This window comes from Streptomyces sp. NPDC093261, assembly GCF_044753645.1.
Taxonomy (GTDB): Bacteria; Actinomycetota; Actinomycetes; order Streptomycetales; family Streptomycetaceae; genus Streptomyces.
Genome location: NZ_JBIVNO010000001.1, coordinates 1,286,961 through 1,313,159, shown reverse-complemented (window position 1 = coordinate 1,313,159; position 26,199 = coordinate 1,286,961). Strand labels below are relative to the sequence as shown.

Annotated in this window: 29 protein-coding genes, 1 tRNA gene and 1 pseudogene; 22 read left to right on the top strand and 9 right to left on the bottom strand. The window is 71.3% G+C overall.

Going from position 1 to position 26,199, the window contains the following annotated elements:
* The first annotated feature begins 18 nt into the window (after positions 1 to 18).
* Together ACIP94_RS05950 and ACIP94_RS05945 are read left to right on the top strand one after the other, a co-directional pair.
* A complete protein-coding gene (locus ACIP94_RS05950) occupies positions 19 to 810 on the top strand; it encodes a S16 family serine protease (RefSeq protein WP_402420073.1) in 792 nt (263 codons plus the stop codon).
* A 278-nt stretch (positions 811 to 1,088) separates the two neighbouring features.
* Positions 1,089 to 2,369 (top strand): MFS transporter, encoded by a 1,281-nt coding sequence (locus ACIP94_RS05945; protein WP_402420070.1) that lies wholly within the window; start codon positions 1,089 to 1,091, stop codon positions 2,367 to 2,369.
* 48 nt (positions 2,370 to 2,417) lie between these two features.
* Here ACIP94_RS05945 and ACIP94_RS05940 read toward each other — a convergent pair whose 3' ends face one another.
* A complete protein-coding gene (locus ACIP94_RS05940) occupies positions 2,418 to 2,897 on the bottom strand; it encodes an Lrp/AsnC family transcriptional regulator (RefSeq protein WP_402420067.1) in 480 nt (159 codons plus the stop codon).
* Positions 2,898 to 3,019: 122 nt separating this feature from the next.
* Here ACIP94_RS05940 and hppD point away from each other — a divergent pair, with 122 nt between their 5' ends.
* A complete protein-coding gene (gene hppD, locus ACIP94_RS05935; protein WP_402420065.1) occupies positions 3,020 to 4,165 on the top strand; it encodes a 4-hydroxyphenylpyruvate dioxygenase in 1,146 nt (381 codons plus the stop codon).
* A gap of 272 nt (positions 4,166 to 4,437) precedes the next feature.
* On the opposite strand, the gene ACIP94_RS05930 is transcribed toward hppD, so the two are convergent.
* Positions 4,438 to 4,590, bottom strand: a complete 153-nt coding sequence (locus tag ACIP94_RS05930) for a hypothetical protein (RefSeq protein ID WP_402420062.1) — start codon at positions 4,588 to 4,590, stop codon at positions 4,438 to 4,440.
* 80 nt (positions 4,591 to 4,670) lie between these two features.
* Between ACIP94_RS05930 and ACIP94_RS05925 the strand changes: the two genes are divergently transcribed.
* The 4 genes from ACIP94_RS05925 (at position 4,671) to ACIP94_RS05910 (ending at position 9,267) form a co-directional block, all read left to right on the top strand.
* Positions 4,671 to 5,279 carry a hypothetical protein gene (locus ACIP94_RS05925; protein ID WP_402420059.1) on the top strand — a complete coding sequence of 203 codons (609 nt, stop codon included), beginning with the start codon at positions 4,671 to 4,673 and terminating at the stop codon, positions 5,277 to 5,279.
* Positions 5,276 to 6,682: an FAD-binding oxidoreductase gene (locus tag ACIP94_RS05920; RefSeq protein ID WP_402420057.1), complete on the top strand. Its 1,407-nt coding sequence runs from the start codon at positions 5,276 to 5,278 to the stop codon at positions 6,680 to 6,682. Before ACIP94_RS05925 ends, ACIP94_RS05920 begins: the two co-directional genes overlap by 4 nt.
* Before the next feature lie 206 nt (positions 6,683 to 6,888).
* On the top strand, positions 6,889 to 8,403 hold the full coding sequence (locus tag ACIP94_RS05915; RefSeq protein ID WP_402420054.1) for an RDD family protein: 1,515 nt from the start codon (positions 6,889 to 6,891) through the stop codon (positions 8,401 to 8,403).
* 54 nt (positions 8,404 to 8,457) lie between these two features.
* Entirely contained in the window at positions 8,458 to 9,267 is an 810-nt protein-coding gene (locus ACIP94_RS05910) for an RDD family protein (RefSeq protein WP_402420052.1), read from the top strand.
* A gap of 145 nt (positions 9,268 to 9,412) precedes the next feature.
* Here ACIP94_RS05910 and ACIP94_RS05905 read toward each other — a convergent pair whose 3' ends face one another.
* Positions 9,413 to 9,700: a hypothetical protein gene (locus ACIP94_RS05905; protein WP_402420049.1), complete on the bottom strand. Its 288-nt coding sequence runs from the start codon at positions 9,698 to 9,700 to the stop codon at positions 9,413 to 9,415.
* Positions 9,701 to 10,061: 361 nt separating this feature from the next.
* Here ACIP94_RS05905 and ACIP94_RS05900 point away from each other — a divergent pair, with 361 nt between their 5' ends.
* Both ACIP94_RS05900 and ACIP94_RS05895 read left to right on the top strand, forming a co-directional pair.
* Positions 10,062 to 10,277 (top strand): hypothetical protein, encoded by a 216-nt coding sequence (locus ACIP94_RS05900; protein WP_402420046.1) that lies wholly within the window; start codon positions 10,062 to 10,064, stop codon positions 10,275 to 10,277.
* A 169-nt stretch (positions 10,278 to 10,446) separates the two neighbouring features.
* Entirely contained in the window at positions 10,447 to 10,776 is a 330-nt protein-coding gene (locus tag ACIP94_RS05895; RefSeq protein ID WP_402420044.1) for a hypothetical protein, read from the top strand.
* 7 nt (positions 10,777 to 10,783) lie between these two features.
* On the opposite strand, the gene ACIP94_RS05890 is transcribed toward ACIP94_RS05895, so the two are convergent.
* Complete coding sequence (locus ACIP94_RS05890; protein ID WP_402420041.1) at positions 10,784 to 11,368, bottom strand: nicotinamidase; 585 nt, start codon at positions 11,366 to 11,368, stop codon at positions 10,784 to 10,786.
* Positions 11,369 to 11,675: 307 nt separating this feature from the next.
* Positions 11,676 to 13,004: a nicotinate phosphoribosyltransferase gene (locus ACIP94_RS05885; protein WP_402420038.1), complete on the bottom strand. Its 1,329-nt coding sequence runs from the start codon at positions 13,002 to 13,004 to the stop codon at positions 11,676 to 11,678.
* Positions 13,005 to 13,179: 175 nt separating this feature from the next.
* Between ACIP94_RS05885 and clpS the strand changes: the two genes are divergently transcribed.
* The 8 genes from clpS to ACIP94_RS05845 all read left to right on the top strand — a co-directional run bounded on the left by clpS (position 13,180) and on the right by ACIP94_RS05845 (position 19,267).
* Entirely contained in the window at positions 13,180 to 13,497 is a 318-nt protein-coding gene (gene clpS, locus ACIP94_RS05880) for an ATP-dependent Clp protease adapter ClpS (RefSeq protein WP_402420035.1), read from the top strand.
* A 37-nt stretch (positions 13,498 to 13,534) separates the two neighbouring features.
* A complete protein-coding gene (locus tag ACIP94_RS05875) occupies positions 13,535 to 14,140 on the top strand; it encodes a DUF2017 domain-containing protein (protein WP_402420033.1) in 606 nt (201 codons plus the stop codon).
* Positions 14,141 to 14,481: 341 nt separating this feature from the next.
* On the top strand, positions 14,482 to 15,933 hold the full coding sequence (locus ACIP94_RS05870; RefSeq protein WP_402420031.1) for an amino acid permease: 1,452 nt from the start codon (positions 14,482 to 14,484) through the stop codon (positions 15,931 to 15,933).
* Positions 15,934 to 16,008: 75 nt separating this feature from the next.
* A complete protein-coding gene (locus ACIP94_RS05865) occupies positions 16,009 to 16,431 on the top strand; it encodes a Mov34/MPN/PAD-1 family protein (RefSeq protein WP_402420029.1) in 423 nt (140 codons plus the stop codon).
* A gap of 79 nt (positions 16,432 to 16,510) precedes the next feature.
* Positions 16,511 to 16,606, top strand: coding sequence for a putative leader peptide (locus ACIP94_RS05860; RefSeq protein WP_344415113.1), 96 nt, complete (start codon positions 16,511 to 16,513; stop codon positions 16,604 to 16,606).
* Positions 16,607 to 16,756: 150 nt separating this feature from the next.
* Complete coding sequence (locus ACIP94_RS05855) at positions 16,757 to 17,044, top strand: MoaD/ThiS family protein (protein ID WP_402420026.1); 288 nt, start codon at positions 16,757 to 16,759, stop codon at positions 17,042 to 17,044.
* A 16-nt stretch (positions 17,045 to 17,060) separates the two neighbouring features.
* Positions 17,061 to 18,011 carry a PLP-dependent cysteine synthase family protein gene (locus tag ACIP94_RS05850; protein ID WP_402420023.1) on the top strand — a complete coding sequence of 317 codons (951 nt, stop codon included), beginning with the start codon at positions 17,061 to 17,063 and terminating at the stop codon, positions 18,009 to 18,011.
* Positions 18,012 to 18,715: 704 nt separating this feature from the next.
* Positions 18,716 to 19,267: a hypothetical protein gene (locus ACIP94_RS05845; protein ID WP_402420020.1), complete on the top strand. Its 552-nt coding sequence runs from the start codon at positions 18,716 to 18,718 to the stop codon at positions 19,265 to 19,267.
* Positions 19,268 to 19,291: 24 nt separating this feature from the next.
* Here ACIP94_RS05845 and ACIP94_RS05840 read toward each other — a convergent pair whose 3' ends face one another.
* Positions 19,292 to 19,732, bottom strand: coding sequence for a type II toxin-antitoxin system PemK/MazF family toxin (locus ACIP94_RS05840; RefSeq protein ID WP_402420017.1), 441 nt, complete (start codon positions 19,730 to 19,732; stop codon positions 19,292 to 19,294).
* A gap of 246 nt (positions 19,733 to 19,978) precedes the next feature.
* Between ACIP94_RS05840 and ACIP94_RS05835 the strand changes: the two genes are divergently transcribed.
* The gene (locus tag ACIP94_RS05835) at positions 19,979 to 20,731 is read left to right on the top strand and encodes an MBL fold metallo-hydrolase (protein ID WP_402420015.1); all 753 of its coding nucleotides are present in this window, start codon (positions 19,979 to 19,981) and stop codon (positions 20,729 to 20,731) included.
* 99 nt (positions 20,732 to 20,830) lie between these two features.
* On the opposite strand, the pseudogene ACIP94_RS05830 reads toward ACIP94_RS05835, so the two are convergent.
* Both ACIP94_RS05830 and ACIP94_RS05825 read right to left on the bottom strand, forming a co-directional pair.
* Positions 20,831 to 22,043: pseudogene (locus ACIP94_RS05830) on the bottom strand (IS30 family transposase).
* 83 nt (positions 22,044 to 22,126) lie between these two features.
* Positions 22,127 to 23,377 carry a PTS transporter subunit EIIC gene (locus ACIP94_RS05825; protein WP_402420012.1) on the bottom strand — a complete coding sequence of 417 codons (1,251 nt, stop codon included), beginning with the start codon at positions 23,375 to 23,377 and terminating at the stop codon, positions 22,127 to 22,129.
* A 365-nt stretch (positions 23,378 to 23,742) separates the two neighbouring features.
* On the opposite strand from ACIP94_RS05825, the gene ACIP94_RS05820 reads away from it, so the two are divergent.
* From ACIP94_RS05820 to rdgB, 4 genes are all read left to right on the top strand, one after another.
* Positions 23,743 to 23,976 (top strand): glucose PTS transporter subunit EIIB, encoded by a 234-nt coding sequence (locus ACIP94_RS05820; RefSeq protein ID WP_234518547.1) that lies wholly within the window; start codon positions 23,743 to 23,745, stop codon positions 23,974 to 23,976.
* Between the two features lie 96 nt (positions 23,977 to 24,072).
* Positions 24,073 to 24,804, top strand: coding sequence for a ribonuclease PH (gene rph, locus ACIP94_RS05815; protein ID WP_402420009.1), 732 nt, complete (start codon positions 24,073 to 24,075; stop codon positions 24,802 to 24,804).
* 168 nt (positions 24,805 to 24,972) lie between these two features.
* Entirely contained in the window at positions 24,973 to 25,377 is a 405-nt protein-coding gene (locus ACIP94_RS05810; protein WP_402420007.1) for a hypothetical protein, read from the top strand.
* A gap of 52 nt (positions 25,378 to 25,429) precedes the next feature.
* Positions 25,430 to 26,032 carry an RdgB/HAM1 family non-canonical purine NTP pyrophosphatase gene (rdgB, locus tag ACIP94_RS05805; RefSeq protein ID WP_402420005.1) on the top strand — a complete coding sequence of 201 codons (603 nt, stop codon included), beginning with the start codon at positions 25,430 to 25,432 and terminating at the stop codon, positions 26,030 to 26,032.
* A 65-nt stretch (positions 26,033 to 26,097) separates the two neighbouring features.
* On the opposite strand, the gene ACIP94_RS05800 is transcribed toward rdgB, so the two are convergent.
* A tRNA-Leu gene (locus ACIP94_RS05800) sits at positions 26,098 to 26,182 on the bottom strand.
* Between the last annotated feature and the right edge of the window lie 17 nt (positions 26,183 to 26,199).

Sequence of the window (26,199 nt, the reverse complement as noted above, 5' to 3'; positions counted from 1 at the left end):
TCGCGTTAGATTGATCCCGTGCTCTCTCGCCTCTCCCGCCCCAAGGCCGTCGCCCTCTGCGCCCTGCCCGTCGTGGCCCTGCTCGCGACGGCGGCGTTCGCGCCGCTGCCGTTCTCCGTGGCGCAGCCCGGGATGACGGCGAACGTCCTCGGCGAGAACAAGGGCGCCCCCGTGATCACGATCAGCGGGGCGCCCATGCGCAGGACGACCGGCCAGTTGCGGATGACGACGATCGAGGCCACCGGCCCTGACGCGGATGTCTCGCTCGGCGATGTGATCGACGGGTGGTTCCGCACGGACCGCGCGGTGCTGCCGCGCGACGCGGTGTACCCGAGCGGCAACACCGTCAAGGAGATCGAGCGGCACAACGCTGAGCAGATGCGGCAGTCCCAGGACGCGGCCAGCCGGGCGGCGCTGAGATACCTGCACGTCAGCGACAAGGACGTCAAGGTCACGCTGAGGCTCGCGGACGTCGGCGGCCCCAGCGCGGGCCTGTTGTTCAGCCTCGGGATCGTCGACAAGCTGGAGGGGGACGGCGCCGGCGGCGACCTCACGGGCGGCCGCACGATCGCCGGCACGGGCACGATCGACGACACCGGCACCGTGGGCGCGGTCGGCGGGGTCGGCCTCAAGGTGCAGGCCGCCCGCCGCGACGGCGCCACAGTCTTCCTGGTCCCGAAGGAGGAGTGCCCCGACGCGCGGGCGGAGCTGCCGAAGGGCCTGCGCCTGGTCCCGGTGACCACCCTGAACGGGGCGGTCGAGGCACTGGTGGCCCTGGAGAAGGGCAAGGGCTCGGTACCGGGCTGCTAGTGCCCGTGTGGTGGCGGTGGCTGTCCACGGGTTGCGTGCGACTTCTCCACAGGTTCCGTCGGTGAGTTCCGGGATCGGTCGCGGAGCCATGCTCTTTGTGTGTCCCGTGGTGCTCCCGGGGCTCTTCAGGACGGCCCCGTTCCGCTATGTTGTTACCGCTCCGTAGTTCACGTCTCAACGAGGTATACGGCCCCGTTCGTGGCATGTGCATGCCCGAAAGGCCCGGGACGCCGCTCGCGCCCCTTTCGCGCCCCCGCTCACCGAAAGCCCCCCACTCCGTGACCGTCTCCCTTTACGAGGTCCGACCGGCCGGTCGGCATGCGGCAGTGCCCACGGGCAGTCTGTTCCGGCGGGTCTACGCACCGCGCGCCTGCGACGCGCTCGCCTACTCCATGGCGACCTACGCCATGCCGCTCGTGGTGCTGGCGACCACCGGTTCCGCGTCCCTTACCGGCCTGGCGTTCGCGCTGGAGTGGATCCCCCGGGTGGCCGCGTTCAGCTTCGCCGGCCGCCTGGTGGACCGGAGCGGCGCGGCCATCGTGTGCTTCCTCGCCTGCCTCGTACGGGCCCTGCTGGTGGCGGGCGCCGGTGCCGTACTGATCCTGCTGCCCCGGGGAACGGCCGAGACCGTGGCCGTCATGGCGCTGGCCGCCGTGACCGGTGCCCTGACCCAGTTCAGCTTCATCGCCAACGAGGCGGTCGGCGCCATCGTCAGCCGCCGGAGCGAAGGGCAGTCGCACCAGGTGCAGTCGGTGCTGATCGGCATCGACCAGACGGCCACCCTCGTCGGCCCGGCCCTGGGCGGCGTTCTGCTGCTGACCGGACCGACCCGCATGCTCGCCTGCCTGAGCGTGCTGTCCTTCCTGTCGGCGGGGCTCGCCCTCCAGACCCCGCCCACGCCCCTGCGCGCCGGGCGGGGCGAGGGACAGGGAACGGGCGGAGGCATGCGGGAAGGGTGGGAGACCCTGCGCTCCCTGCCCTCCCTGCGGCGGCTCGTGGTCGGACTGGCCTGTTCCAATCTCGTGCTCGGCCTGCTGCAGTCGGCGAGCCCCGTCCTCGTGGAGGGCCGCTTCGGCCGGTCCCCGGCCGCCGTCGGCACGCTCTGGTCGGTCGCCGCGGCCGCCACCCTGGTCGTGGTCACCCTCTGCCGGTTCGCGCTCAACCGGGCGGGCCTGTGGGGGGTCGGCGTCATCAGCGCGACGGTCGCGTCCGCCGCCTGCCTCGCCGTGCCCTGGGCCTCTTCCTACGCCGGCTACACGGCCCTCGTGGCCCTCTTCATGGCCGCCGACGGAGGGCTGACCGTCGTGCTGCGGACCTTGCGCTCGCTGAGCATCCCGCCCGCGGTCTTCGGCACGACCCTGTCCCTGACCATCCTGATTCTGCTGCTGCCGTTCCCCGTGGCGGGCGTCGTGCTCGCCGTCACCCCGCCGCGGTATCTGACCGACGTCATGGGCACGTGCGCCGTGGTGCAGGGGCTGACCCTGCTCGTCACCTTCGTACGGCTGCGCCACGACCGTGTGCTCCGCGCCACGGCGGACCCGGCCTCCCAAGAGGCCTGACCCGTCGCCGAGAGGCCTGACCCGGGTCCTCGCGCGGTCCGGCTCCGCCTACGCCCTCTCCCGGTCCTGCGCCGCCTGCTCCACCAGGGGGATGATCCGCAGCGGGACCGGGTTCTCCATGACGATCGCGGTCGAGGCGCGGACGATGCCCTCGAAGCCGACCACCCGGTCGATCACCCGCTGGAGGTCGGCGTTCGAGCGGGCCACCAGCCGGCACAGCATGTCACCGCTGCCGGTGGTGGTGTGCAGTTCCAGGACCTCGGGCACCGTCGCCAGATGGGCGCGCACATCCGGGCCCTGGCCCTGGCGGATCTGGAGCGTCGCGAACGCCGTGACGGGGTAGCCGAGCGCGGCCGGATCCACCTCGGGCCCGAAGCCGCGGATCACCCCCTGGGACTGAAGCCGGTCCAGGCGCGCCTGGACCGTGCCGCGGGCGACCCCGAGCCGCCGGGACATCTCCAGCACCCCGATACGCGGCTCGCGCGCCAGCAACACGATGAGCCGGGCGTCCAGATGATCGATCGCCACACCGCACTCCCCGATGGTCATCCTGTACAGAACGCCCGGCGATCCGGGCCTTCCGCTGGGCAGAATGCCCAGCCGATACGCAAACTATTGCGCACCTTGCGGAGAGGGGTGAGGCTGCCGACATGACGCAGACCACACACCACACCCCGGACACCGCGCGTGAGGCAGACCCCTTCCCGGTCAAGGGAATGGACGCGGTCGTCTTCGCCGTGGGCAACGCCAAGCAGGCCGCGCACTACTACTCGACCGCCTTCGGGATGCGGCTCGTGGCCTACTCCGGACCGGAGACGGGCAGCCGCGAGACCGCCTCGTACGTTCTGGAGAACGGCTCCGCCCGTTTCGTCCTCACCTCGGTCGTCAAGCCCGCCACCGACTGGGGCCGCTTCCTCGCCGGGCATGTGGCCGAGCACGGCGACGGTGTGGTCGACCTCGCCATCGAGGTCCCGGACGCCCGCGCGGCCTACGCGTACGCGATCGAGCACGGCGCCCACTCGGTCGCCGAGCCGTACGAGGTGAAGGACGAGCACGGCACGGTCGTCCTGGCCGCGATCGCCACCTACGGCGAGACCCGCCACACGCTGGTCGAGCGCACCGGCTACGACGGCCCCTACCTCCCCGGTTACGTCGCCGCCGACCCGATCGTCGAGCCGCCCGCGCACCGCACCTTCCAGGCGATCGACCACTGCGTCGGCAACGTCGAACTCGGTCACATGAACGAGTGGGTGGAGTTCTACAACAAGGTCATGGGCTTCACGAACATGAAGGAGTTCGTGGGCGACGACATCGCGACCGAGTACAGCGCGCTGATGTCGAAGGTCGTGGCCGACGGGACGCTCAAGGTCAAGTTCCCGATCAACGAGCCCGCGATCGCCAAGAAGAAGTCCCAGATCGACGAGTACCTGGAGTTCTACGGCGGCCCCGGCGTCCAGCACATCGCGCTCAACACCAACGACATCGTGCGCACGGTCCGCACGATGCGCGCGGCCGGTGTGCAGTTCCTCGACACCCCGGACTCGTACTACGACACCCTCGGCGAGTGGGTCGGTGACACGCGGGTCCCCATCGAGACCCTGCGCGAGCTGAAGATCCTCGCCGACCGTGACGAGGACGGCTATCTGCTCCAGATCTTCACCAAGCCGGTCCAGGACCGCCCGACGGTGTTCTTCGAGATCATCGAGCGGCACGGCTCCATGGGCTTCGGCAAGGGCAACTTCAAGGCGCTGTTCGAGGCGATCGAGCGCGAGCAGGCCAAGCGCGGAAACCTCTGACAGCCGCGCGCGGCACGCTCGGCGGCGCACCGCGCCGGGCCCCGTCCACCGGCCGGGACCCTGACACCCGGGCCTCCGGGACCCTGACACCCGGGCCTCCGGGACCCTGACATCGGGGTCCCGGAGGGGTCAGCGCATCCGTGACGGCTTCCCCTCCGGCCCGACCTGCGCCGACGGCTCGCCGCATACGCCGCCTGCTCCACCGGCCCGGTCGTCAGCGCCGTCGCGTCCGCCGGCGAGGCCGCCGGGTCCTCGCGCAGGCCCTGGTCCCACTACACCCGCGCGGCCACGGCCATCGCCGCGGGCCCCCGGTTCAGCCTGAGCAGCCCGTCCAGCGCCCGGCGCGCGGCCTGGTGGTCGCCCATCCCCTCGTAGGCCTCGATCAGCGGGGGATACGGCGTCCAGGTGCCCGGCGCCGAGCGCACGGCCCGCTCGCCCCACCGCCTGGCCGCCCGGTTGGTCCCCGCGCGCGTTCGCCGGCGCGGCCAGCCCGCACAGCGCCTCGGTGTTGCGCCGTCCGCGCACCTTCAGCGAGGTCCGCAGCGCCTTCTCCGCCCTCGGGAAGCTGCGGGCGTCGGCCGTCCGCGTGCCCTGGTCCACGTACGCGGCCCCGAGCAGCGCCCACGCCCGTGCGTCGCGCGGACGGGTGCGCAGACAGGCCCGCCGGTCGGCGACGAGCGCCGTCAGTTCGGGCAGCGTGGCCGGCACCCCGGCCCCCGCCGCGGCCCGGGCCACCGTGCCCGGCGCGGGCACCGCCCGCTCCTGCCCGGACAGCGGCACCGCCGGCGCGCCGCAGAGAACGGCACTGCTCACGACCGAGCCGAGCAGCACCCGCCGGAGCGCGGGGAAGCGCCGGGACCGGCCCGCGTCCCGCTGGGCGATCTCCATGCCGCACACCATGCGCCTGTACGAGGATCACACCTCGACAGCCGAGCTCCGCGCCGAGCGGTTTCACACCGATGGGCCCACCTCCCTTGAGGCGCCTGGCGTCCGGCGTCCGGCACCGGCGCCCGTCGGCGTCCGGCACCGGCGCCCGGCGCCCGCCGCCCGTCCCGGCGGGTGGGAGGCCCCGCGCACGGGGTTCCCCCCGCCGCGCCCGAGTGCGACGCTGTGATCATGAGCCGTATCGAAGCCCCGCGCGACGAAGTCACCGGCAACCTCCTCGACCGCCTCCGAGCGGCCCTGCCCGCCGAGGCCGTCCTGGCCGACCCCGATGTCACGGCCTCCTACGGACACGACATGGCGAGCTTCTGCGCGGCCGGCACCCCGGCCGTGGTCGTACTGCCGCGCACCGTCGAGCAGGTCCAGCACATCATGCGGATCGCCACCGAACTGCGGATCCCGGTCGTCCCGCAGGGCGCCCGCACCGGCCTGTCGGGCGGCGCCAATGCCTCCGACGGCTGCATCGCGCTCTCGCTCACGAAGATGGACCGGATCCTGGAGATCAATCCGGTCGACCGCATCGCCGTCGTCGAGCCCGGCGTCATCAACGCCACGCTCTCCCGCGCGGTGGACGAGCACGGCCTCTTCTACCCGCCGGATCCCTCCAGTTGGGAGATGTGCACGATCGGCGGCAACATCGGCACGGCCTCCGGCGGCCTGTGCTGCGTCAAGTACGGGGTCACGGCCGAGTACGTCCTCGGCCTCGACGTCGTCCTCGCCGACGGGCGCCTGCTGTCCACCGGCCGCCGGACCGCCAAGGGGGTCGCCGGATACGACCTCACCCGGCTCTTCGTCGGCTCCGAGGGCTCGCTCGGCGTCGTGGTCCGCGCGGTCCTCGCCCTGAAGCCGAAGCCGCCGCAGCAACTGGTGCTGGCCGCCGAGTTCGCGTCCGCGGCCGACGCCTGCGACGCCGTCTGCCGGATCATGACGGGAGGGCATGTGCCGTCCCTGCTCGAACTGATGGACCGTACGACCGTCAAGGCCGTCAACGACCTCGCGCACATGGGCCTGCCGGAGACCACCGAGGCGCTGCTGCTCGCCGCCTTCGACACCCCCGACCCGGCCGCCGACCTCGCCGCGGTCGGCGCGCTGTGCGAGGCCGCGGGCGCGACCCAGGTCGTCCCGGCCGACGACGCGGCCGAGTCCGAACTCCTCCTCAAGGCCCGCCGGTTGTCGCTCACCGCGCTGGAGGCGGTCAAGGGCACGACGATGATCGACGATGTGTGCGTGCCGCGTTCCCGGCTCGGCGACATGCTCGAAGGGGTCGAGCGGATCGCCGGGAAGTACGGGCTCACCATCGGGGTGTGCGCGCACGCGGGAGACGGCAACACGCACCCGACCGTCTGCTTCGACGCACAGGACCCCGACGAGTCGCGGCGCGCCCGGGAGTCCTTCGAGGAGATCATGCAACTCGGCCTGGAACTCGGCGGAACGATCACCGGTGAGCACGGTGTGGGCGTGCTGAAGAAGGAGTGGCTGGCACGCGAGATCGGCCCGGTGGGCGTGGAGACGCACCAGGCGATCAAGCAGGTCTTCGACCCTCTGGGCATCCTGAACCCCGGCAAGGTCTTCTGAGGGGCGCCCGCGGGAGGAACGCGCGTTTGGGAGAACTTTCTTTCGGTATGGGGTCCGGGTATGTGAAGGGCGTGCGCGCTATCGCCCGGAAAGGGGTGGGTACGGGCGGAGGGGCCCTGCTCGCTGCCCGCTTCTGATAGATGTGTATGCCCACACAGAGCTGTGGAAGCCCACCCAGCCCCCCGAGCAGATACGGGACGACGGACATGAGCGCCCCCACCCCGGCACCCGGTGACGACAGGCCCCGCGAAGGGTACTACCCGGATCCGTCCATTCCCGGATACGTCCGGTACTGGAACGGGGTCGCGTGGGTGCCCGGCACAAGTCGGCCGGCCCCCGCCGACGGCAGTCCGCCGACCCCGCCCGGTGCGGCCCCCGCGGAGCCCTCCGTGGAGGAGACGGGCCCGCACTTCTTCGACGAGGACCCGGTCGGCGAGCCCGGACCGGCGAGCCCGGCCGGGGACCCACAGGACGGCCGCTCCGAGCCCGCCCCGGCCTGGGGCGCCGACCGCTCCCGGCAGTCCGGGTTCGGCGGCGACCAGGACCGCCGCGTGTCATGGGGCGCGGCCGGGGCCGCCGACCCGCGGCTGCCGCACGCGGGCGCGCCCGACGGCAGGGCGGTCCGTATGGACGGCACCGCCACCATCCCGCCCGCCGCGACCGGCTCCGCGCCGGGCGCCGCCCCGGCCGCGGGCTCCGAGGACGCCCCCTCCGAGAGCACCATGACGTTCCGTGCGCTCTCCCCGCGCACGGGGGAGCAGGGCGGTAGCGCGGGGGCGACCGGTTCCGCCGCGGGCCGGTCCGCCGCGCGTACGCCGGACGCCCAGGCCGCGGCCCGCCAGGCGCTCGGCCTGGACCCGGAGGCGCCGAAGGCCACCCCGTCGCGGACCGCCCCGGCCTCCCGGGCACAGGCGCCCCAGGTGCCCGCGGCGGGCGCGCCCGGCCGCCAGCCGGGCGGCTCGCTCTCCCAGCAGCCGGCGGCGAGCCTCCAGCAGCAACAGGCGGCGAGCCCGCCGCAGCAGCCCATGGGCCCCGCCACGCCCCCGGCCACGGGACCCGCCACGCCCCCGGCCACGGGACCCGCCACGCCCATGACCACGGGCCCCGGCGGCGGCCAGCCCTCTTGGGCGCAGCAGGTGCACCAGCTCGCGAGCGCGGACACCGGCGGAGACCGGCCGCCCGCCCCGTGGAAGCCGCCGGTGGAGGACCCGTTCCTGGCGGCCGCCCGGGCACAGGCGGCGGCCCGGCCCGCCGGCGTCGGCAGGCGGCTGGCCGCCCGGCTGCTGGACACCCTGGTCCTGGCGGCGGTCACGGGCGCGGCCGCGGTACCGCTGGCCGGCAAGGCGATCGACCACATCAACGGCAAGATCGACGCGGCCCGGCTGTCCGGGCGGACCGTCACGGTCTGGCTGCTCGACGGCACGACCTCGGTCTATCTCGCCATCGTGCTCGCCGTGCTGCTCGGCTTCGGCGTGCTCTACGAGGTGCTGCCCACCGCCCGGTGGGGCCGCACGCTCGGCAAGAAGGTGTGCGGACTTCAGGTGCGGGACATCGAGGGCCATGAGCCGCCGGCCTTCGGTCCGGCCCTGCGCCGCTGGCTGGTCTACAGCGTTCCGGGCCTGCTGGGCGTCGGGGTCGTCGGCGTTCTGTGGTGTCTGTTCGACCGTCCCTGGCACCAGTGCTGGCACGACAAGGCGGCGCACACGTTCGTGGCGGGCTGACACGGACGGACCTGTACGGATGCGGAGCGGCGGGGTTCGCGGTCGACTCGGGCCATGAGCACCGAACCGCCGCCCCCCGGCCCCGGGGAGTCTCCGGAGGACGACCCGTTCAGGAAGAAGCAGCCTCCGTCGTCCGAGGGCGGCGGCCCGGGCCCGCACTGGGGCCCGGAGCACGGCGGCGGTCCCCCGTACGGCGGAGAGCCCCCGTCCGGCGGCAGTCCCCCGCCCGGCGGAGAGCCCCCGTACGGCGGCGGCCCCTACGGCACACCCCCGCCCCCCGGAGGCGGTCCCTACGGTGCGGGAGGCCCGTACGGCGGCGAAGGACCCTATGGCGCCGGAGGACCCGGGGGACCGTATGGCGGCGGGGGACCGTATGGTCCCGGAGGCCCCTACGGCGGCACGGACCCCCTTGCCGGAATGCCTCCGCTGGCCGACAGCGGCAAACGCGTGCTCGCCCGGATCATCGACATGATCATCGTGGGGATCGTCGTCTGGCTGCTGTCCTGGCTGACCCACACCGCCGAGTACAACGTGGAGGCGAGCAGGGCCGAGTACGGCAAGTCCGTCGGCCAGTCCGTGATCGCAGCCGTGCTCTACGTCGCGTACGACACCGTCATGATCTACCGGTCGGGCCAGACGCTCGGCAAGAGGCTGCTGAACCTGCGGGTGGCCAACCTGGAGGACGGCTCCAACCCTTCCGTGCAGGCCTCGCTGATCCGCGCGGCCGTGCTGTGGCTGCCGTTCGCGTTCTGCTGTGCCTGCATCTGGACCGCGATCTGCGGCGGCTGGAGCTTCTTCGACCGGCCCTACAAGCAGGGGCTGCACGACAAGGCGGCCAGGACCGTGGAGGTCAGCACGGTCTGACCGGTTCCGGGGGACGAGCGCGACGGCGGCGGCGTACGTATGAACCGGCGGGCCCGTGGTGCGGGGCCGCCGGTTCAGGCCGCTCGACGAGAGGGTGCGTCATGCTGCGCAGGGTGCCCGCGGTGCGCGGGGCGCGACGCCGGGTTCAGGACTTCGCCGGCTCGTGTGCGGACTCGGCGGCCGCGGCGGAGCCGACCGACGCCGTGGGGCGTCGGACCGGAGCGGACTGCCGGTCGGCGGAGCGGCCGGCGGCCGACGCGGACCTCGGCAGGGGGACCGTCACGGCGACGAGGAGTCCGAGGGCGAGGGCCGCGAGGGCGATCACGGTGATCCCCAGGCCCGAACTCGTCTGGGACAGCAACAGCATGGCGAGGGTCGAGAAGATCACGGTGCAGGAACCGTAGGCGAGCTGTGCGGTGTTCGGACGAGGCATGGCCATTCCTCGGGGGTGGAGGCCTCCCCCCGTGCCTCTCGCGATGGGGGAGGATGCGGACAACTGGGAACAACTGCGGACGACTGTGGAGCACTTGGGGCGTAGCCAGGAATCGTGGGGTGACAACGGTGTCGACAGGGCAATCCGTCGCCGTTCCGACGTTCCGCCTGCCGACTCTATTCGGCTGCATGCCCGAGGGGAACGGCCGGTAAGCGTGACCTAACCCACGGTGCCGATGCATGGGGGGCGCACGGAGTCATCCAGTCCGCCAACTGGACGGTCGCGCGCGCCGGTTGACGGATGACTATGCCGTCTGCAAGCCGTGCGCATGTCGTCCGTGCGCCGTCCGTATGGCGTTCGTATGCCGACCGCCTCGTTCTCCACCCTCCCGGTGACCGCCGCGGCCCAGGGGGGCGCCAAAGGCCCGCGGCGCACGTCGAGCGGCATCACCAGCAGCCGGTCGAGAGCGGGGAGCACAACCTGTGTGAAGGTGCCGGACACCCACATGAAGATCAGGCCGCTGCGGCAGACCGAGAACGGCAGCGTACTGACGGTGGCGGTGCGCCCGTCCCGGTGACGGTCTCGGGATGATCTTCTCCGGAGTGGAACCGCTCACAGGCTGACGTACGTTTCCGCAGGTCAGCTCATGATCGGCCGCGACCCCCTGGCGGGTCGCGGCCGATCGTGTTTAGGTGCGTCCTGTGGCTCTCTTATTGACATCAGGTCTCACGGGGGTGTGACAAGGCATGGCCGCAGGAGGTTTCTGCAAGCTGCCGAGCGGCAGCGTGGTGGTGGCGCTGAACCTGCCCAGCCCGGGGTTGGCGGGCGGCTTCGTCCGCGTGCTCGTGCTCGCCCAGAACCGCGCCCGGGCGCTGACGCGCCTGCGCAATCTGGGACTGCGGGCGGTGTATCTGCGCGGCAACGCGGCCCCGCCGACGCCCGACGAGATCACGGCGGTCCTGCACCACCCCGACGGCCTGATATGGCGCACGGCCCCGAAGAGCGCCGGCCAGGAGCTGTCGCAGGAGCTGTGGCACCCCATCCGGGCCCTGCTGCGGCAGACGGCGCAGGCGTGAGCCGCGGCTACACCACGGGCTTGCCGGACAGCTCCACCCCCGCCTCCCGGAGCTCCTCGAGCGCCCGCTCGGTGGTCTCCTCGGACACCCCGGCGGTCAGGTCCAGCAGCACCTGGGTGCGGAAGCCGTGCCGCACGGCGTCCAGGGCGGTGGCGCGCACACAGTGGTCCGTGGCGATGCCCACCACGTCCACCTCGTCGATCTCCCGGGCCCGCAGCCAGTCCGCCAGCGACTGCCCGTTCTCGTCGACCCCCTCGAACCCGCTGTATGCCGCCGCGTACGCGCCCTTGTCGAAGACGGCGTCGATCGCGCCGGAGGCGACCACCGGGGCGAAGTTGGGGTGGAAGCCGACGCCCTCGGTGCCGGCCACACAGTGCGCGGGCCAGGAGTGCACATAGTCGGGGTTGTCGGCGAAGTGCCCGCCCGGGGCGATGTGGTGGTCCCGGGTGGCGACCACATGGCGGTACCCGGCGGGGGCCTGGCCGATCAGCTCGGTGATCGCGGCGGCCACATCGGCCCCTCCGGCCACCGCGAGGCTGCCGCCTTCACAGAAGTCGTTCTGCACGTCTACGACGATCAAGGCGCGGCGCATGGTCGGTGTCCTTCGGGTCGGCGGCGGTTCGACAGCGGAGGCGCCAAGGGCCCGGCCGTCTGTACGAACTACCGAGCCTAGAGACTTCGCGGGGCGGACGGGAGGGGGCACGAGAGGGTCCGTCGGGTGCGTGGGGGCGCTGCCTCTGCATTCCCCCCGGCCGCCTGATCATGCGCCCGGGGGCCGGGCGGCCCCGGCCACACCGCGCCCTTACCCCCGGGTTCCCCGTGACGCGTCAACCCGGCGTGTCACACGTACGTCATCCGTGGCCCTGACGCAGTGTTCGGACTCCCCCCCGGGCGGGGCCTCACACGTACTCGGTCGGCAGCACCGGCTCCCCGCGCGAGAGCTGGGTCGCCGACAGCGGCAGACGGGCGCGCGCGGCGATATGCCGGTCGCGTACGACGTCCAGCGGCTCCCGGGCGACGACCTGGCCGCCCTTGACCAGCTCGACCAGCAGCTGCCGGTCGACGAGTTCCTCCGGCACCGGCCCGGTGCCGACGACCTCGGCCTCCGCCACTCCGTGCTCGTCGAGCCGCCGCGCCGCCCACTTGCGCCCGCCTATGGACGTCTTGCCGCCGGTCGACTTCTTCGCGACCGGCACCAGCGGCGCCTTCGGGTCGGCCGACTCCGCCCGCGCGACCAGTTTGTAGACCATCGAGCAGGTGGGGTGCCCGGAGCCCGTCACCACCTGGGTGCCGACGCCGTACGCGTCCACGGGGGCCGCCCGCAGCGAGGCGATCGCGTACTCGTCCAGGTCGGAGGTCACGATGATCTTCGTCTTGGTCGCGCCCAGCTTGTCGAGCTGCTGCCGGACCCGGTGCGCGACCAGCAGCAGATCGCCGGAGTCGATACGGACGGCGCCCAGCTCGGGCCCGGCGACCTCCACGGCCACCCGCACGGCCTCGGCGACGTCGTAGGTGTCCACCAGCAGGGTGGTGTCCCGGCCCAGCGACTGCACCTGGGCCTCGAAGGCGTCCCGCTCCCGGTCGTGCAGCAGTGTGAAGGCGTGCGCGGACGTCCCGACCGTCGGGATCCCGTACCGGAAGCCGGCCGCCAGGTCGGAGGTGGTGGTGAAGCCGCCGACGTAGGCGGCCCGCGCTGCGGCCACGGCGGCCAGCTCATGGGTGCGGCGGGCGCCCATCTCGATCAGCGGCCGCCCGTCGGCGGCGGAGGACATACGGGAGGCGGCGGCCGCCACGGCGGAGTCGTGGTTGAGGATGGAGAGGATCACCGTCTCCAGGAGCACGCACTCGGCGAAGGAACCCTCGACCCGCAAGATCGGCGAGCCCGGGAAGTACACCTCGCCCTCCGGGTAGCCCCAGATGTCCCCGCCGAAGCGGTACGCGGCGAGCCACCGGAGCGTCTCCTCGTCGACGATCCCGCGCTCGCGCAGGAATCCGAGGACACCCGCGTCGAAGCGGAAGTTCTCGACCGCGTCCAGGACACGGCCGGTACCGGCCACCACGCCATAGCGGCGGCCCTCGGGCAGCCGCCGGGTGAAGACCTCGAAGACGGAGCGCCGCTCGGCCGTACCCGCCGCGAGGGCGGCCTGCAGCATCGTCAGTTCGTAGTGGTCGGTGAAGAGCGCCGTCGACGGTACGTCCACCGGCAGTCCGAGATCCGCTACGCCCACCAGGCTCTCCTCGTACGTCACTGTGTCGGCACCCCCAGTGTGTGCCGGGGGCTCGGGGATTGTCCCCAGGTCTCCGACAACACGACGGCTGATCGTACTCCCATTTCGTCAGTCTGACGATTTGCGTGGACGGCGCGGGTGTCCGTTTGTGCGAGGCCGCCCTTGAGATGGCAGCATGGGCCGTGTGACGGCTCCCGCACCTCTTGAGATCGAAAAGACCGAGTCGGCGGAGGAACAGTTCGCCGTCCCGGAACCGGACGTCCCCTGGGTGACGATCGTCCACAACGACCCGGTCAACCTCATGAGCTATGTGACCTACGTCTTCCAGTCGTACTTCGGCTACTCCAAGGACAAGGCCACCAAGCTCATGCTCGACGTCCACCACAAGGGCCGGGCGGTGGTCTCCAGCGGGACGCGTGAGGAGATGGAGCGCGACGTCCAGGCCATGCACGGCTACGGTCTGTGGGCCACCCTTCAGCAGGACCGCAAGTAGCCCGAGCCGCAGACCCGTCAAGCAGCGAAAAGACCCCATGCCAGGACACTTCGAACCGCTCCCCGGCGGCGGCGCGGCCGTCGCGCTCGACGATGTCGAGATCTCCATCATCCGGTCGCTGTCCGTGCAGCTACTGGAGCTCATCGGGCCGGGCCCGGCGGAGGACGCCCCCGACGACCCGCTCGCCGAACTGTTCGCGGAGGGCCCGAGCGAACCGCCCTCCGACCCGGTGCTGCGCCGGCTGTTCCCGGACGCCTACGGCGGCCCCGGCGGCGAGCCCGTCTCGCCCGAGGAGGCCGACGAGCGGCGGGCGCACTCCGCCGAGTTCCGCCGCTTCACCGAGAACGACCTGCGCGCGCGCAAGCGCGAGAACGCCCTCGCGGTGATCCGCTCACTGGACGGCCTGACCTCGGTGAGCGGGGAGGGCGGGGTCCTGAAGCTGACGCGCGGTGACTCCGAGCAGTGGCTCGGCGCCCTCAACGACCTGCGCCTGGCGATCGGTTCCCGGCTGGAGATCGTCGACGAGGAAGACACCGACCACCTCTACGAACTGCCGGACGACGACCCGCGCAAGCCGATGGTGATGGCCTATCTGTGGCTCGGCGGCCTCCAGGAAACCCTGGTCACGACCCTTATGTCCTGAGGCGCGGACTTCGTTCCGCGCCCGGCCGTCGTTCGGTGTTCGCTCAGAGGACGCTCAGATCCGGATAACGATCCCGTTACCGTTGCGGCCATATTTGCCCACTTCGGCGGCCATTTGTCCACTTCTTCCAGTGTGGTGCGTCACACGTCACATCGCCGATCAATGTTGCGGCCGTGATAAATCTTCACGACCGCCCGGGGGACACCACCCATGTCCGCCCGGGTGCGCCACCGAGCCGGCGGATCGCCGGCCAGGCACAGCTCCATCACATCCGGGGGGATCGGAACCCGATCCGAAGCCAAGGGACTGGCTCGGATCGGCGTGGAGAAAGGCGCACCAACATGACCTCATCGCAGGTCGACAAGCAGTACGACGGCAGTGAGGCCGTGGGCGGCGATGCCCCCGAGGAGGGGTACGAGCGTGGGCTCGGCAGCCGTCAGGTCCAGATGATCGCGATCGGCGGCGCCATCGGCGTCGGTCTCTTCCTGGGTGCCGGGGCGAACATCGCCAAGGCCGGGCCCAGCCTCATCCTCATGTACGCCCTCGCGGGCGTCATCATCTTCTTCATCATGCGGGCGCTCGGCGAACTGCTCCTCTACCGCCCGGTCTCGGGCTCCTTCGCGGAGTACTCCCGTGAGTTCCTCGGCCCGTTCTTCGGCTACTTCACCGGCTGGACGTACTGGCTGATGTGGGTGGTGACCGGCATGGCCGAGCTGACGGCCGCCGCGATCTACGTCAACTACTGGTTCCCGTCGATCCCCCGATGGGTGACGGCACTGGTCTTCCTGGTCGTCCTGTTCGTCGCCAACCTGATCTCGGTGAAGCTGTTCGGCGAGATCGAGTTCTGGTTCTCGATGGTCAAGGTCACCGCCCTGGTCGGCATGATCGTGATCGGTCTCGGCGTGCTGACCTTCGGCTTCAGCGCGGCCGGGGACACCGCGTCCGTCTCCAACCTCTGGCAGTTCGACGGCTTCTTCCCCAAGGGCGTCGGCTCCTCCCTGATGACCCTCCAGGGCGTGATGTTCGCCTACCTCGCCGTCGAGCTGGTCGGTGTGACGGCGGGTGAGTCCGAGAACCCGGAGAAGACCCTCCCGAAGGCGATCAACACCCTGCCCTGGCGTATCGCGCTCTTCTACGTCGGTGCCCTCACCGTGATCCTGTGCGTGGTGAAGTGGACCGAGTTCGCGGCGGGCGTCAGCCCCTTCGTGAAGGCCTTCGCGGTCATCGGCATCCCGGCCGGCGCCGGCATCGTCAACTTCGTGGTGCTCACCGCGGCCCTGTCGTCCTGCAACTCCGGCATGTACTCCACGGGCCGCATGCTGCGCACCCTCGCGGACAACGGCGAGGCCCCCAAGGCCTTCAGCAGGCTGTCCGCGTCCAAGACCCCGGCGCTCGGCATCACGGTCTCCGTCGCCTTCATGGGCATCGGCGTGATCCTGAACTACATCGTCCCGGAGAAGGCCTTCGGCTACGTCACCTCGGTGGCGACCGCGGCCGGCATCTGGACCTGGCTGATGATCCTGATCAGCCACGTCCTGTACCGCCGCGCGGTCGACGCGGGCCGGCTGCCCGCCTCCTCCTTCCCGGCGCCGGGCGGCGCGGTGTGCAGCTGGATCGCGATCGCGTTCCTGCTCTTCGTCACCTGCCTGATCGCCTACGACCACGACTCCCGCACCTGCCTGTATGTGATGGCGGGCTGGGCGATCGCCCTCGGGATCGGCTGGGCCGTGCTGAAGACCCGCAACCCCGAGGTCACCCAGCGCCGCGAGCCGCAGCCGGAGAAGGTCGGCTGAGCCTCGTAGCCCACCATGTGGGCCGTTCCGTACCACCTCTCGGTACGGAACGGCCCTTCTCTTATCCTGGCCGTCATGCTGACCATCACCCAGGCCCTGTACGACCGGATCGTCGCCCACGCCCGTGAGGACCACCCCGACGAGGCATGCGGCGTGGTCGCGGGCCCGGTGGGCTCCGGCCGCCCCGAGCGCTTCATCCCGATGCTGAACGCGGCCCGGTCGCCCACGTTCTACGAGTTCGACTCCGGTGATCTGCTCAAGCTGTACCGGGAGATGGACGACCGAGACGAGGAGCCGGTGGTCATCTACCACTCCCACACCGCGACCGAGGCCTACCCCTCCCGCACGGACATCGGCTACGCCAACGAGCCGGGCGCCCACTACGTCCTGGTCTCCACCGCCGACACCGACGGCGCGGGCCCCTTCCAGTTCCGCTCGTTCCGGATCGTGGAGGGCGAGGTGACGGAGGAGGAGGTCACCGTGGTGGAGAGCTACTGATCCCGTGATGCGGGCAGAATTCATCCACCATGCGAGATCACACTCCGGACGGCGGGGCGGGAATCGATACGATGACCCCATGGTTTTCCACGACGTGAGCAAGAAGACGCCGGGCACGCTGCTCGTGGCGCGGCTGCACGTCGACCTGTGCAGGCTGAACAGCGCCATCTGTTGACTCCGCCCTGCCGCCGTACGGCCGTGAGCCGATGGGGGCACCCCCCGCGCCGGCGCAGCCGAGGGCGTGGGGAGCCGCACCCGGCGTAGCCCTCGGTCTTCGCGCTGCCGCGCCCACCGACCTCACTTCTCCCGACAGGAGCCCCAAGCCATGGCCATCGAGGTCCGCATCCCCACCATCCTTCGCCAGTACACCGACGGCCAGAAGGCCGTCGCGGGCAACGGGGAGACCCTCGCCGAGCTGTTCGCCGACCTCGAGACCCGTCACACGGGCATCCAGGCCCGTATCGTCGACGAGGCCGCCGGCGGAGAGCTGCGGCGCTTCGTGAACGTCTATCTGAACGACGAGGACGTCCGCTTCCTGGACGGCATCAACACCAAGGTCGCCGACGGTGACAATGTGACGATCCTGCCGGCGGTCGCCGGTGGCATGGCCTGACGGTCGCTGATCACCGATGCGCTACGACTCCCCGCTGGCTGCGGTGGGCAACACCCCCCTGGTGTGCCTGCCGCGGCTGTCGCCGTCCCGCGACGTCCGTATCTGGGCCAAGCTGGAGGACCGCAACCCGACCGGCTCGGTCAAGGACCGGCCGGCGCTGCACATGATCGAGCAGGCGGAGAAGGACGGCCGGCTCACTCCCGGCTGCACGATCCTGGAGCCCACCTCGGGCAACACGGGCATCTCCCTGGCCATGGCGGCCAAGCTCAAGGGCTACCGCATGGTGTGCGTGATGCCGCAGAACACCTCGCAGGAGCGCCGGGACCTGCTGGGCATGTGGGGCGCCGAGATCATCTCCAGCCCGGCCGCCGGCGGGTCCAACACCGCGGTGCGCGTCGCCAAGGAGCTGGCGGCCGAGCACCCGGACTGGGTGATGCTCTACCAGTACGGCAACCCGGACAACGCGGGCGCGCACTACGCGACCACCGGCCCCGAGATCCTCGCCGACCTGCCCTCCCTCACCCACTTCGTGGCCGGCCTCGGCACGACGGGCACGCTGATGGGCGTGGGCCGCTATCTGCGCGAGCACAAGCCGGATGTGAGGATCGTCGCGGCGGAGCCCCGCTATGACGACCTGGTGTACGGGCTGCGCAACCTCGACGAGGGCTTCGTACCGGAGCTGTACGACGCGTCCGTGCTGACCACCCGCTTCTCGGTCGGCTCGGCGGACGCGGTGACCCGCACCCGTGAACTCCTGCAGCAGGAGGGCATCTTCGCGGGCATCTCCACGGGGGCCGCCCTGCACGCCGCCATCGGCGTCGGGAAGAAGGCCGTCAAGGCGGGCGAGAGCGCCGACATCGTCTTCGTCGTGGCCGACGGCGGCTGGAAGTACCTCTCGACAGGCGTCTACACGGCGGCTACCACGGAAGAGGCGATCGAGAGGCTCCAGGGACAGCTCTGGGCCTAGAGCACCTGTCGCCGAACTCGCTCGTCGCCCGGAGGGCGGCCCTGGGGTGAGGGTGCGTGCGTGGCGTCGCGGGGTGGGCGGGAGTGTGACGACAGGTCCCAGGGCGTCGCGGGGCGGGCGGCACTTTGGGCGGGCGGGACTTTGGCCGGGGCGAGACTTTGGGCGGGCGGGACGTTGGCCGGGGCGGGACTTTCGCAACCCGCCCCCGCCCCCTCTCCGTAGGAGCCGCCCCCTCATCAATGGGCCCCGCGAGGGGCCCGGGCCCGCCCTCATTGCGCCGACCCCTCCTATGAGGGCGAGCCAAGCGCTGCTCATGGAGCGGCAAAGATCACGCTGAGGTTCAGCGGGGCCGAGGACTCCTCCCTCCAGGCCAGTTTCGTCGTCGACGACACCGCGTTGACGACCGGCTGACCCCTGCAACGCACCTCGATGCGACGGGCCCCGGCCGCTCCTGCGGCCGGGGCCCGGTGGCCGTGGGGCCGGGGCCCGGTGGCCGTGGGGCCGGGGCCCGGTGGCCGTGGGGCCGGGTGGCGGTTGCGCGGGGATGCTGGTGCGCTGGAGACAAGACCCTGACGTGCCGCAGGCAGGGATCCCGACGCGCCGGAGGCAGTGCCGGAGACAGGGATCCCGATGCGCCGGAGAAACGTCACAGCAGCGCAAGGGCCAGAACACAGGGCACGGGCTTGAGGAAAGGCGGCCGCCCCATGCGCCGTAGGACCCCGCACGGGATCATCACCACCACCCTCGCCGCCGCCGCGGCGCTGCTCCTCGCGGGCTGCGGCGGCCAGGGCTCAGGGGCGGCAGGCGCCGGGGGATCCCCGTCGCGGCCCACGGCCACGCCCTCGGGCCCGCCGTCGGCCTCCCCGTCCGCGTCGCCCTCCGCAGCACCTTCGGGATCCGCGCCGGTTTCGCCGTCCCCCACGGCGACCGGCCGGGGCTGCGCGCCCGAGGTCCGGATCACCGCCGCCGACCGGGGCCATGCCGTCTGCCTGACCACGGGCGGGCACCTCCGCCTCACCCTGGACGGCACCAAGGACCGACCCTGGAGCCCCGTCACCGCCACGGGCGGCGCCCTGAAGGCCACCAACGCGGGCATCGGCAGCGCACCCGGCACCACCATCGCCGCCTTCGAGGCCGTCTCACCCGGCACGGCACAGCTCACCGCGACCCGCCCCCTGTGCACCAGGCGCCCCGGTCAGGCATCGTGCCTGGGCATCGAGCGGTGGACGGTCACGGTCACGGTGGCGACGCCATGAAACCGCCCGCCCCGCACCGCCGACTCACCCCGCCAGGTAGCGCACCTGGTCCCACAGCGCGGGGTCCACCACCCCGACCCGCCGCCGGAAGTCCCACAGCGGCACGTCCCGCAGCTCGTCCGTCTCCAGGAAGCTCGGCCGGCCCTGGGCATCGGCCACGGTGCCCGGCGGCAGCGGGATCACACCGGCGCGCTCGTCGTGGAACCTGCTGGTGATCCCCGCCACCGTCGCGCTCTCCCCGTGCACCGTCAGCACCAGACACGGCCGCTCCCGGCCGGCGGCCCGGCCCTGGGAGGGCACCTTCGCCCACCAGATCTCGGCCGGGCGCGGATGCACCCTGGTGCGTCCCGCCGGACGCGTGGCCGCACGGCGGCGGCGCCCCCCGCGCCCCCACCCGTCCACCAGCGTCGCGACCAGCGCGAGCAGCACCACCGCCGCCAGCGCGAGCCACCAGGACGTGTCCATACGGACGACGGTACCGGCGCGTCTCCGGGGATGCCCGCCCTCCCCAACTCCCGTGCGCCCTCTCATAAGCCTCATGCGCCCCCGTTCCAGCCGAACCGGTGACACCGCAGGTGAGTTCCCCCACAACGGCCCCTGGCGGAGGAGCGACCCGACCTTCCGCGCCTTACGCTCGACGGACCGCACGACCCCCGTCACCGCACCCGTCCCTGCCTTCTGCACTTATCGCCACGCGGAGGTTCCAGCTCTATGAAGCTCACCGTCGTCGGCTGCTCGGGGTCGTTCCCGTCCGCGGAATCGGCCTGCTCGAGCTACCTCGTCGAGGCCGACGGCTTCCGGCTGCTCCTCGACATGGGCAACGGCGCCCTTGGCGAGTTGCAGCGCCACTGCGGTCTCTACGACCTCGACGCCATCTTCCTCAGTCACCTGCACGCCGACCACTGCATCGACATGCTCGGGTACTTCGTCGCGCGCTACTACCGTCACGACGGCGGCCGCGCGGAACCGGTCCCGGTCTACGGCCCCGAAGGCACCGAGCAGCGCCTGACCACCGCCTACGCCGACACCCCCTCGGCCTCCTCGATGAGCGAGGTCTTCGACTTCCACACGGTCAAGCCGGGCACGTTCGAGATCGGCCCCTTCACCGTCCACACGGAACGTATGCGCCACCCCGTGGAGGCGTACGCGATCCGCCTCGAGCACGGCGGCAGGTCTCTCACCTACTCCGGGGACACGGGCGTGAGCGACGCCCTGGACTCCCTCGCCCGCGACACGGACCTCTTTCTGTGCGAGGCCGCGTTCACCTACGGCAAGGAGGACATCCCGGACCTCCACCTCAACGGCCGCGAGGCGGGCGAGTCGGCCGCCCGCGCCGGCGCCCACCGCCTGGTCCTCACCCACATCCCGCCGTGGACCGACCCCGAGAGCAACCTGGCGGACGCCCGGGCGGTCTACTCGGGCCCGGTGGAGCTGGCGGCGCCGCGGGTGTCGTACGAGGTCTAGCCCGCCGTCAGGGAACCCGCCCCCCGGAACGCCCGAAGGCCCCGGAACCCAAGCACGATCGGCGGATACTAGGGATCGTGCAACACATGATCGGTTGTGTCAGACGGCGAGCAGTTTATGCAGACGCTCGGTTGGGGTTTCCCAGCCGAGCGTTTTGCGTGGGCGGCCGTTGAGCTGGGCGGCGACGGCGTCGAGGTGTTCGCGGCTGTGGACGGACAGGTCGGTGCCCTTCGGGAAGTACTGCCGCAGCAGGCCGTTGGTGTTTTCGTTGGAGCCGCGCTGCCAGGGGCTTGCCGGGTCGCAGAAGTAGACCGGACGTCCGTGGCGACGGTGAAGCTGCGATGGGCGGCCATTTCAGAGCCCTGGTCCCAGGTCAGGGAGCGCTTGAGGTGCGGTGGCAGCCTGTGCGCGGCTTCCGTCAGGGCGTCTGGGACACTGGCCGCGGTGGGGTCGGTGGGCAGGTGGAGGAGCATCACGTAGCGGGTGCTGCGTTCGACGAGGGTGCCGATCGCCGAGCCGCTGTTCTTGCCGATGATGAGGTCGCCTTCCCAGTGGCCGGGCACGGCCCGGTCGTCCGCTTCGGCCGGGCGGTCGCTGATCATGACCATGGGGTCGCTGAAGCGCGGCTGGCGGCAGTTGGCCTGGCGGTGGGGCTTGCGGCGGGCGCGTCCGGTGCGCAGAGCGCCGGCCAGCTCCGGCGCAGGGCTCCGCGTCCTTGCACGTAGAGGGCCTGGTAGACGGTTTCGTGGACCACGTGCATCTCCGGCCGGTCGGGGAACTGTCTGCGCAGAGCGTGACAGATCTGTTCCGGGCTCCACCGCTCGTCCAGTCCTGCCTGGACGGCGGCCTGCAGCTCGGGGTTCTGGCTGATTTTCCGGGGCTTGGGGCGGGGACGGCGGTCGTCCGCCCGGGCCTGGGCGGCGAAGGGGCGGTACTGGCCGTTGACGGGGTGCCGGTTGCGGCGGATCTCCCGGCTGACGGTGGAGGGACTGCGGCCCAGTTCGGTAGCGATCGCGCGGATTGTCGCCTTCTCCAGGAGCCGGTCGGCGATGCAGATCCGGTCGGCTTCGCTTAGGTACCGGGACGCTCCAGAAGGCGGCACCACCGGTCTGGCCGGTGGTGCCGCCTTCTGTCGGCTGGAAGGGTTCCGGCCGTTACGCCATCGCTTTCCCGTGCGGAGGTTGATGCCGACGGCCTTGGCGGCCTCCGCGTAACTCACGCCTTGCTGCACGAGCCGGAAGTACTCCTCCCGCTCACGGGTCAGCTTCCTGCGGCCCCGAGCCACCGTCCGGAACTTGCGGATCTCGAACACCGCACCCCTTGAGCTGGGGTGTTGCGACGATCGCCAGAACTCAAGGATCAGGTTCCGGGGCCTTCGTCTCGCTCACATCGTGCTCACGCCTTGGTGAGGTCCTCGACCTCCTCCTCGGGCTCGCGGCCCGGGGTGGGGAGGTTGAACCTGGTGATCGCGAAGCGGAAGACGAAGTAGTAGATCGCCGCGAACACCAGGCCGATCGGGATGATCAGCCAGGGCTTGGTGGCCAGGTTCCAGTTGAGCAGGTAGTCGATGGCGCCTGCGGAGAAGGTGAAGCCCGCATGGACTCCGAGCGCCCAGGTGACGGCCATGGACAGGGCGGTGAGGACCGCGTGGATCGCGTACAGCACCGGGGCGATGAACATGAACGAGAACTCGATCGGCTCGGTCACACCGGTCACGAAGGAGGTCAGCGCCAGAGAGATCATCATGCCCAGCACGGCCTTGCGGCGCTCGGGGCGCGCGGCGTGCGCGATGGCGAGCGCGGCGGCAGGCAGGCCGAACATCATGATCGGGAAGAAGCCCGACATGAACTGTCCGGCGGTCGGGTCACCGGCGAAGAACCGGTTGAGGTCACCGTGGACGACCTGGCCCGCCGCGTTCTTGAAGTCACCGATCTGGAACCAGGAGACGGTGTTCACGAACTGGTGCATGCCCACGGGGATCAGCGCACGGTTGATCAGACCGAACAGACCCGCGCCAAGAGCGCCGAGACCGGTGATCCACTCGCCGAAGTTGGAGATGCCCTTGCCGATCGGCTCCCAGACGAGGCCGAAGAAGACGCCGGCGAGCGTGCCGACGAACGCCATGATGATCGGGACCAGGCGCCGGCCGTTGAAGAAGCCGAGCCAGTCGACCAGCTTGGTCCGGTGGAAGCGCTGCCACAGCACCGCCGCCAGCAGACCCATCAGGATGCCGCCGAGAACGCCCGGGTTGTTGTAAGTGGCGGCTATGTCCGCGCCGGGCTGGACCTTGGCCTCGGTGACCGGGAAGGCCTTGAGCACATTGCTGTAGACCAGGAAGCCGACCAGGCCGGCCAGAGCCGTGGAGCCGTCGGCCTTCTTGGCGAAGCCGATCGCCACACCGATGCAGAACAGCATCGGCAGGTTGTCGAAGATCGCCCCACCGGCTGTGGCGAACACCGCCGTGACCTTGTCGGGCAGGTTCAGCTTGTCGTGGACGTCCTGCTGGCCGAGTCGCAAGAGGATGCCCGCCGCCGGCAGCACGGCGATCGGGAGCTGAAGACTGCGGCCGATCTTCTGCAGGCCCTGGAACAGACCGGATCCCCGCTTCTTTGCGGGGGCCGCCGTCGTTGCGGTGGCGGTGCTCATAGATCCTCCATGTGGTCGGGTGCTGTCGGGGACTGGAAGGGGGATGAAACAGCACCCGCGTGGTCTACACCACTGGTGTAGACCTGTTGTAGCACGGTCAAGGCGGGATAAGGAACCCATGAATTCTCTGGCCGCACGCATAACGGGGGCAATGCCCATAGGGGGAGAAATGCGACACATCCGGAGATGGCCGCCGTTCGCATGGAAACCGCGCTTGGCGACCGCCGCCCCAGTGGTGTAGACCAGCTTTTCGGACGGCCGCACTGTCGTGAACGCGCCCTTGGCCGCCGACGACATGGCCGCTCGCGAAGTTGGGCCAACTGTGGGTTACTGCGACAAAGCGGTTCGGATCAGGGAGAGAAGACATGGCCAGCAAGGCTGAGAAGATCGTTGCCGGGCTCGGCGGCATCGACAACATCGAAGAGGTCGAGGGCTGCATCACCCGCCTCCGCACCGAGGTCAACGACCCCTCGCTGGTCGACGAGGCCGCCCTCAAGGCCGCCGGCGCCCACGGCGTCGTCAAGATGGGCAGCGCCATCCAGGTCGTCATCGGCACCGACGCCGACCCGATCGCCGCGGAGATCGAAGACATGATGTGAGCCGCCCGGGACCGAAACAGGTCCGGCACTCACCCGGAAGGGGCCCATTCCACCGCGGGAGGGGCCCCTTCCCCGTCTGCGGATAGGCTCGGACCCATGTCTCGAATCGACGGCCGCACCCCCGACCAACTCCGCCCCATCACCATCGAGCGCGGCTGGAGCAAGCATGCCGAGGGCTCCGTCCTCGTCTCCTTCGGCGACACGAAGGTCCTCTGCACCGCCTCCCTCACCGAGGGCGTGCCGCGCTGGCGCAAGGGCAGCGGCGAGGGCTGGGTCACCGCCGAGTACGCCATGCTCCCCCGCTCCACCAACACCCGGGGCGACCGCGAGTCCGTCAAGGGCAAGATCGGCGGTCGCACGCACGAGATCAGCCGCCTCATCGGCCGCTCCCTGCGCGCCGTCGTCGACTACAAGGCGCTCGGCGAGAACACCATCGTCCTCGACTGCGACGTCCTCCAGGCGGACGGCGGCACCCGCACCGCCGCCATCACCGGCGCCTATGTGGCCCTGGCCGACGCCGTCGCCTTCGCCCGGCGCAAGAAGCTGGTCAAGGCCGGCCGGCAGCCGCTGACCGGCACCGTCTCCGCCGTCTCCGTGGGCATCGTGGGCGGCGTCCCCCTCCTCGACCTCTGCTACGAGGAGGACGTCAAGGCCGAGACCGACATGAACATCGTCTGCACCGGCGACGGCCGCTTCGTCGAGGTCCAGGGCACGGCCGAGGCGACGCCGTTCGACCGCGAGGAACTCAACGCCCTGCTCGACCTCGCCGCCGCGGGCTGCGGCCGGCTCACGGCGATCCAGCGCGAGGCCCTCGAGGCAACCGAGTAGCGCCGTCCGGCGTTTTCAGGGGTAGCCGCACAGCCGGCGCGGCGCGGCACGGGGAGAACCCGCGCCCCGCCGCGCCGGCCCCCTACGCCCGGCCCGGCGTCGGACGCGCCGGGCCGGCCGGTGCCTCCACGGGAGAGCGCGGCACCGTCAACGGGGAGGAACCGCTCCATGGCCGCGCGCCACCACCGTCGCCGCACCGCCACCGCCGCGTTCGCCGCCGTCGCCGTACTCTCCGCCGTGGGCGCGAGCGCCGGGTGCGACGCCGTCGGCAAGGCGATCGACTGTGTGCAGACCGCCGACGCGATAGCCGACAGCGTCACCGACCTCCAGCAGGCCGTCGAGAACGCGGCGAACGACCCGAGCCAAGCGGACGCCTCCCTGAACTCCATCGAGAACGACCTCGACAGGATCGGCGACAAGACGGACGACGTCGACGTCAACAAGGCGGTCGACGGCCTGCGCAAGGCCGTCGCCAACGTCCGCGGCGCCCTCAGGAACGGCGACACGACCCCGGACGTCGGCCCGGTCACGGACGCGGCCGGCGAGCTGACGAAGGTCTGCACCTCGTCCTGAGAAGCCGGGGGCATGTCCAAGAGGCGCCGCCGTCCCACGGATACTGGACGACATGACCCGCCTGATCCTCGCCACCCGCAACGCCGGAAAGATCACCGAACTCAGGGCGATCCTCGCCGAAGCGGGCCTCCCGCACGACCTCGTCGGCGCGGACGCCTACCCCGACATCCCCGACGTCAAGGAAACGGGCGTCACCTTCGCCGAGAACGCCCTTCTCAAGGCCCACGCCCTGGCCCAGGCCACGGGCCTGCCGGCCGTGGCCGACGACTCCGGCCTCTGCGTGGACGTCCTCGGCGGCGCCCCCGGCATCTTCTCGGCCCGCTGGGCGGGCCGGCACGGCGACGACAAGGCGAACCTGGAGCTGCTCCTGGCCCAGCTCGCCGACATCGACGCCCCCCACCGGGCCGCCCACTTCGCCTGCGCGGCCGCCCTGGCCCTGCCGGACGGGACCGAACGCGTGGTCGAGGGCCAGCTCAGAGGCACGCTCCGGCACGCCCCGTCCGGCACTAACGGCTTCGGCTACGACCCGATCCTCCAGCCCGAGGGCGAGAGGCGCACCTGCGCGGAACTGACCCCGGCCGAGAAGAACGCGATCAGCCACCGCGGCAAGGCGTTCCGGGCCCTGGTGCCGGTGGTGGGGGAGCTGCTGGGCTGAGTGCGGGCATCGCATGACGGAAGGCCCGGCCGGAGCGTCCGGACCGGGCCTTCGTCCTGTCGCTGTGCGGTCGGTGGGACTCGAACCCACACGGGATTTCTCCCACGGGCACCTAAAACCCGCGCGTATCGCCTATTTCGCCACGACCGCCACAAAACGGACATTTC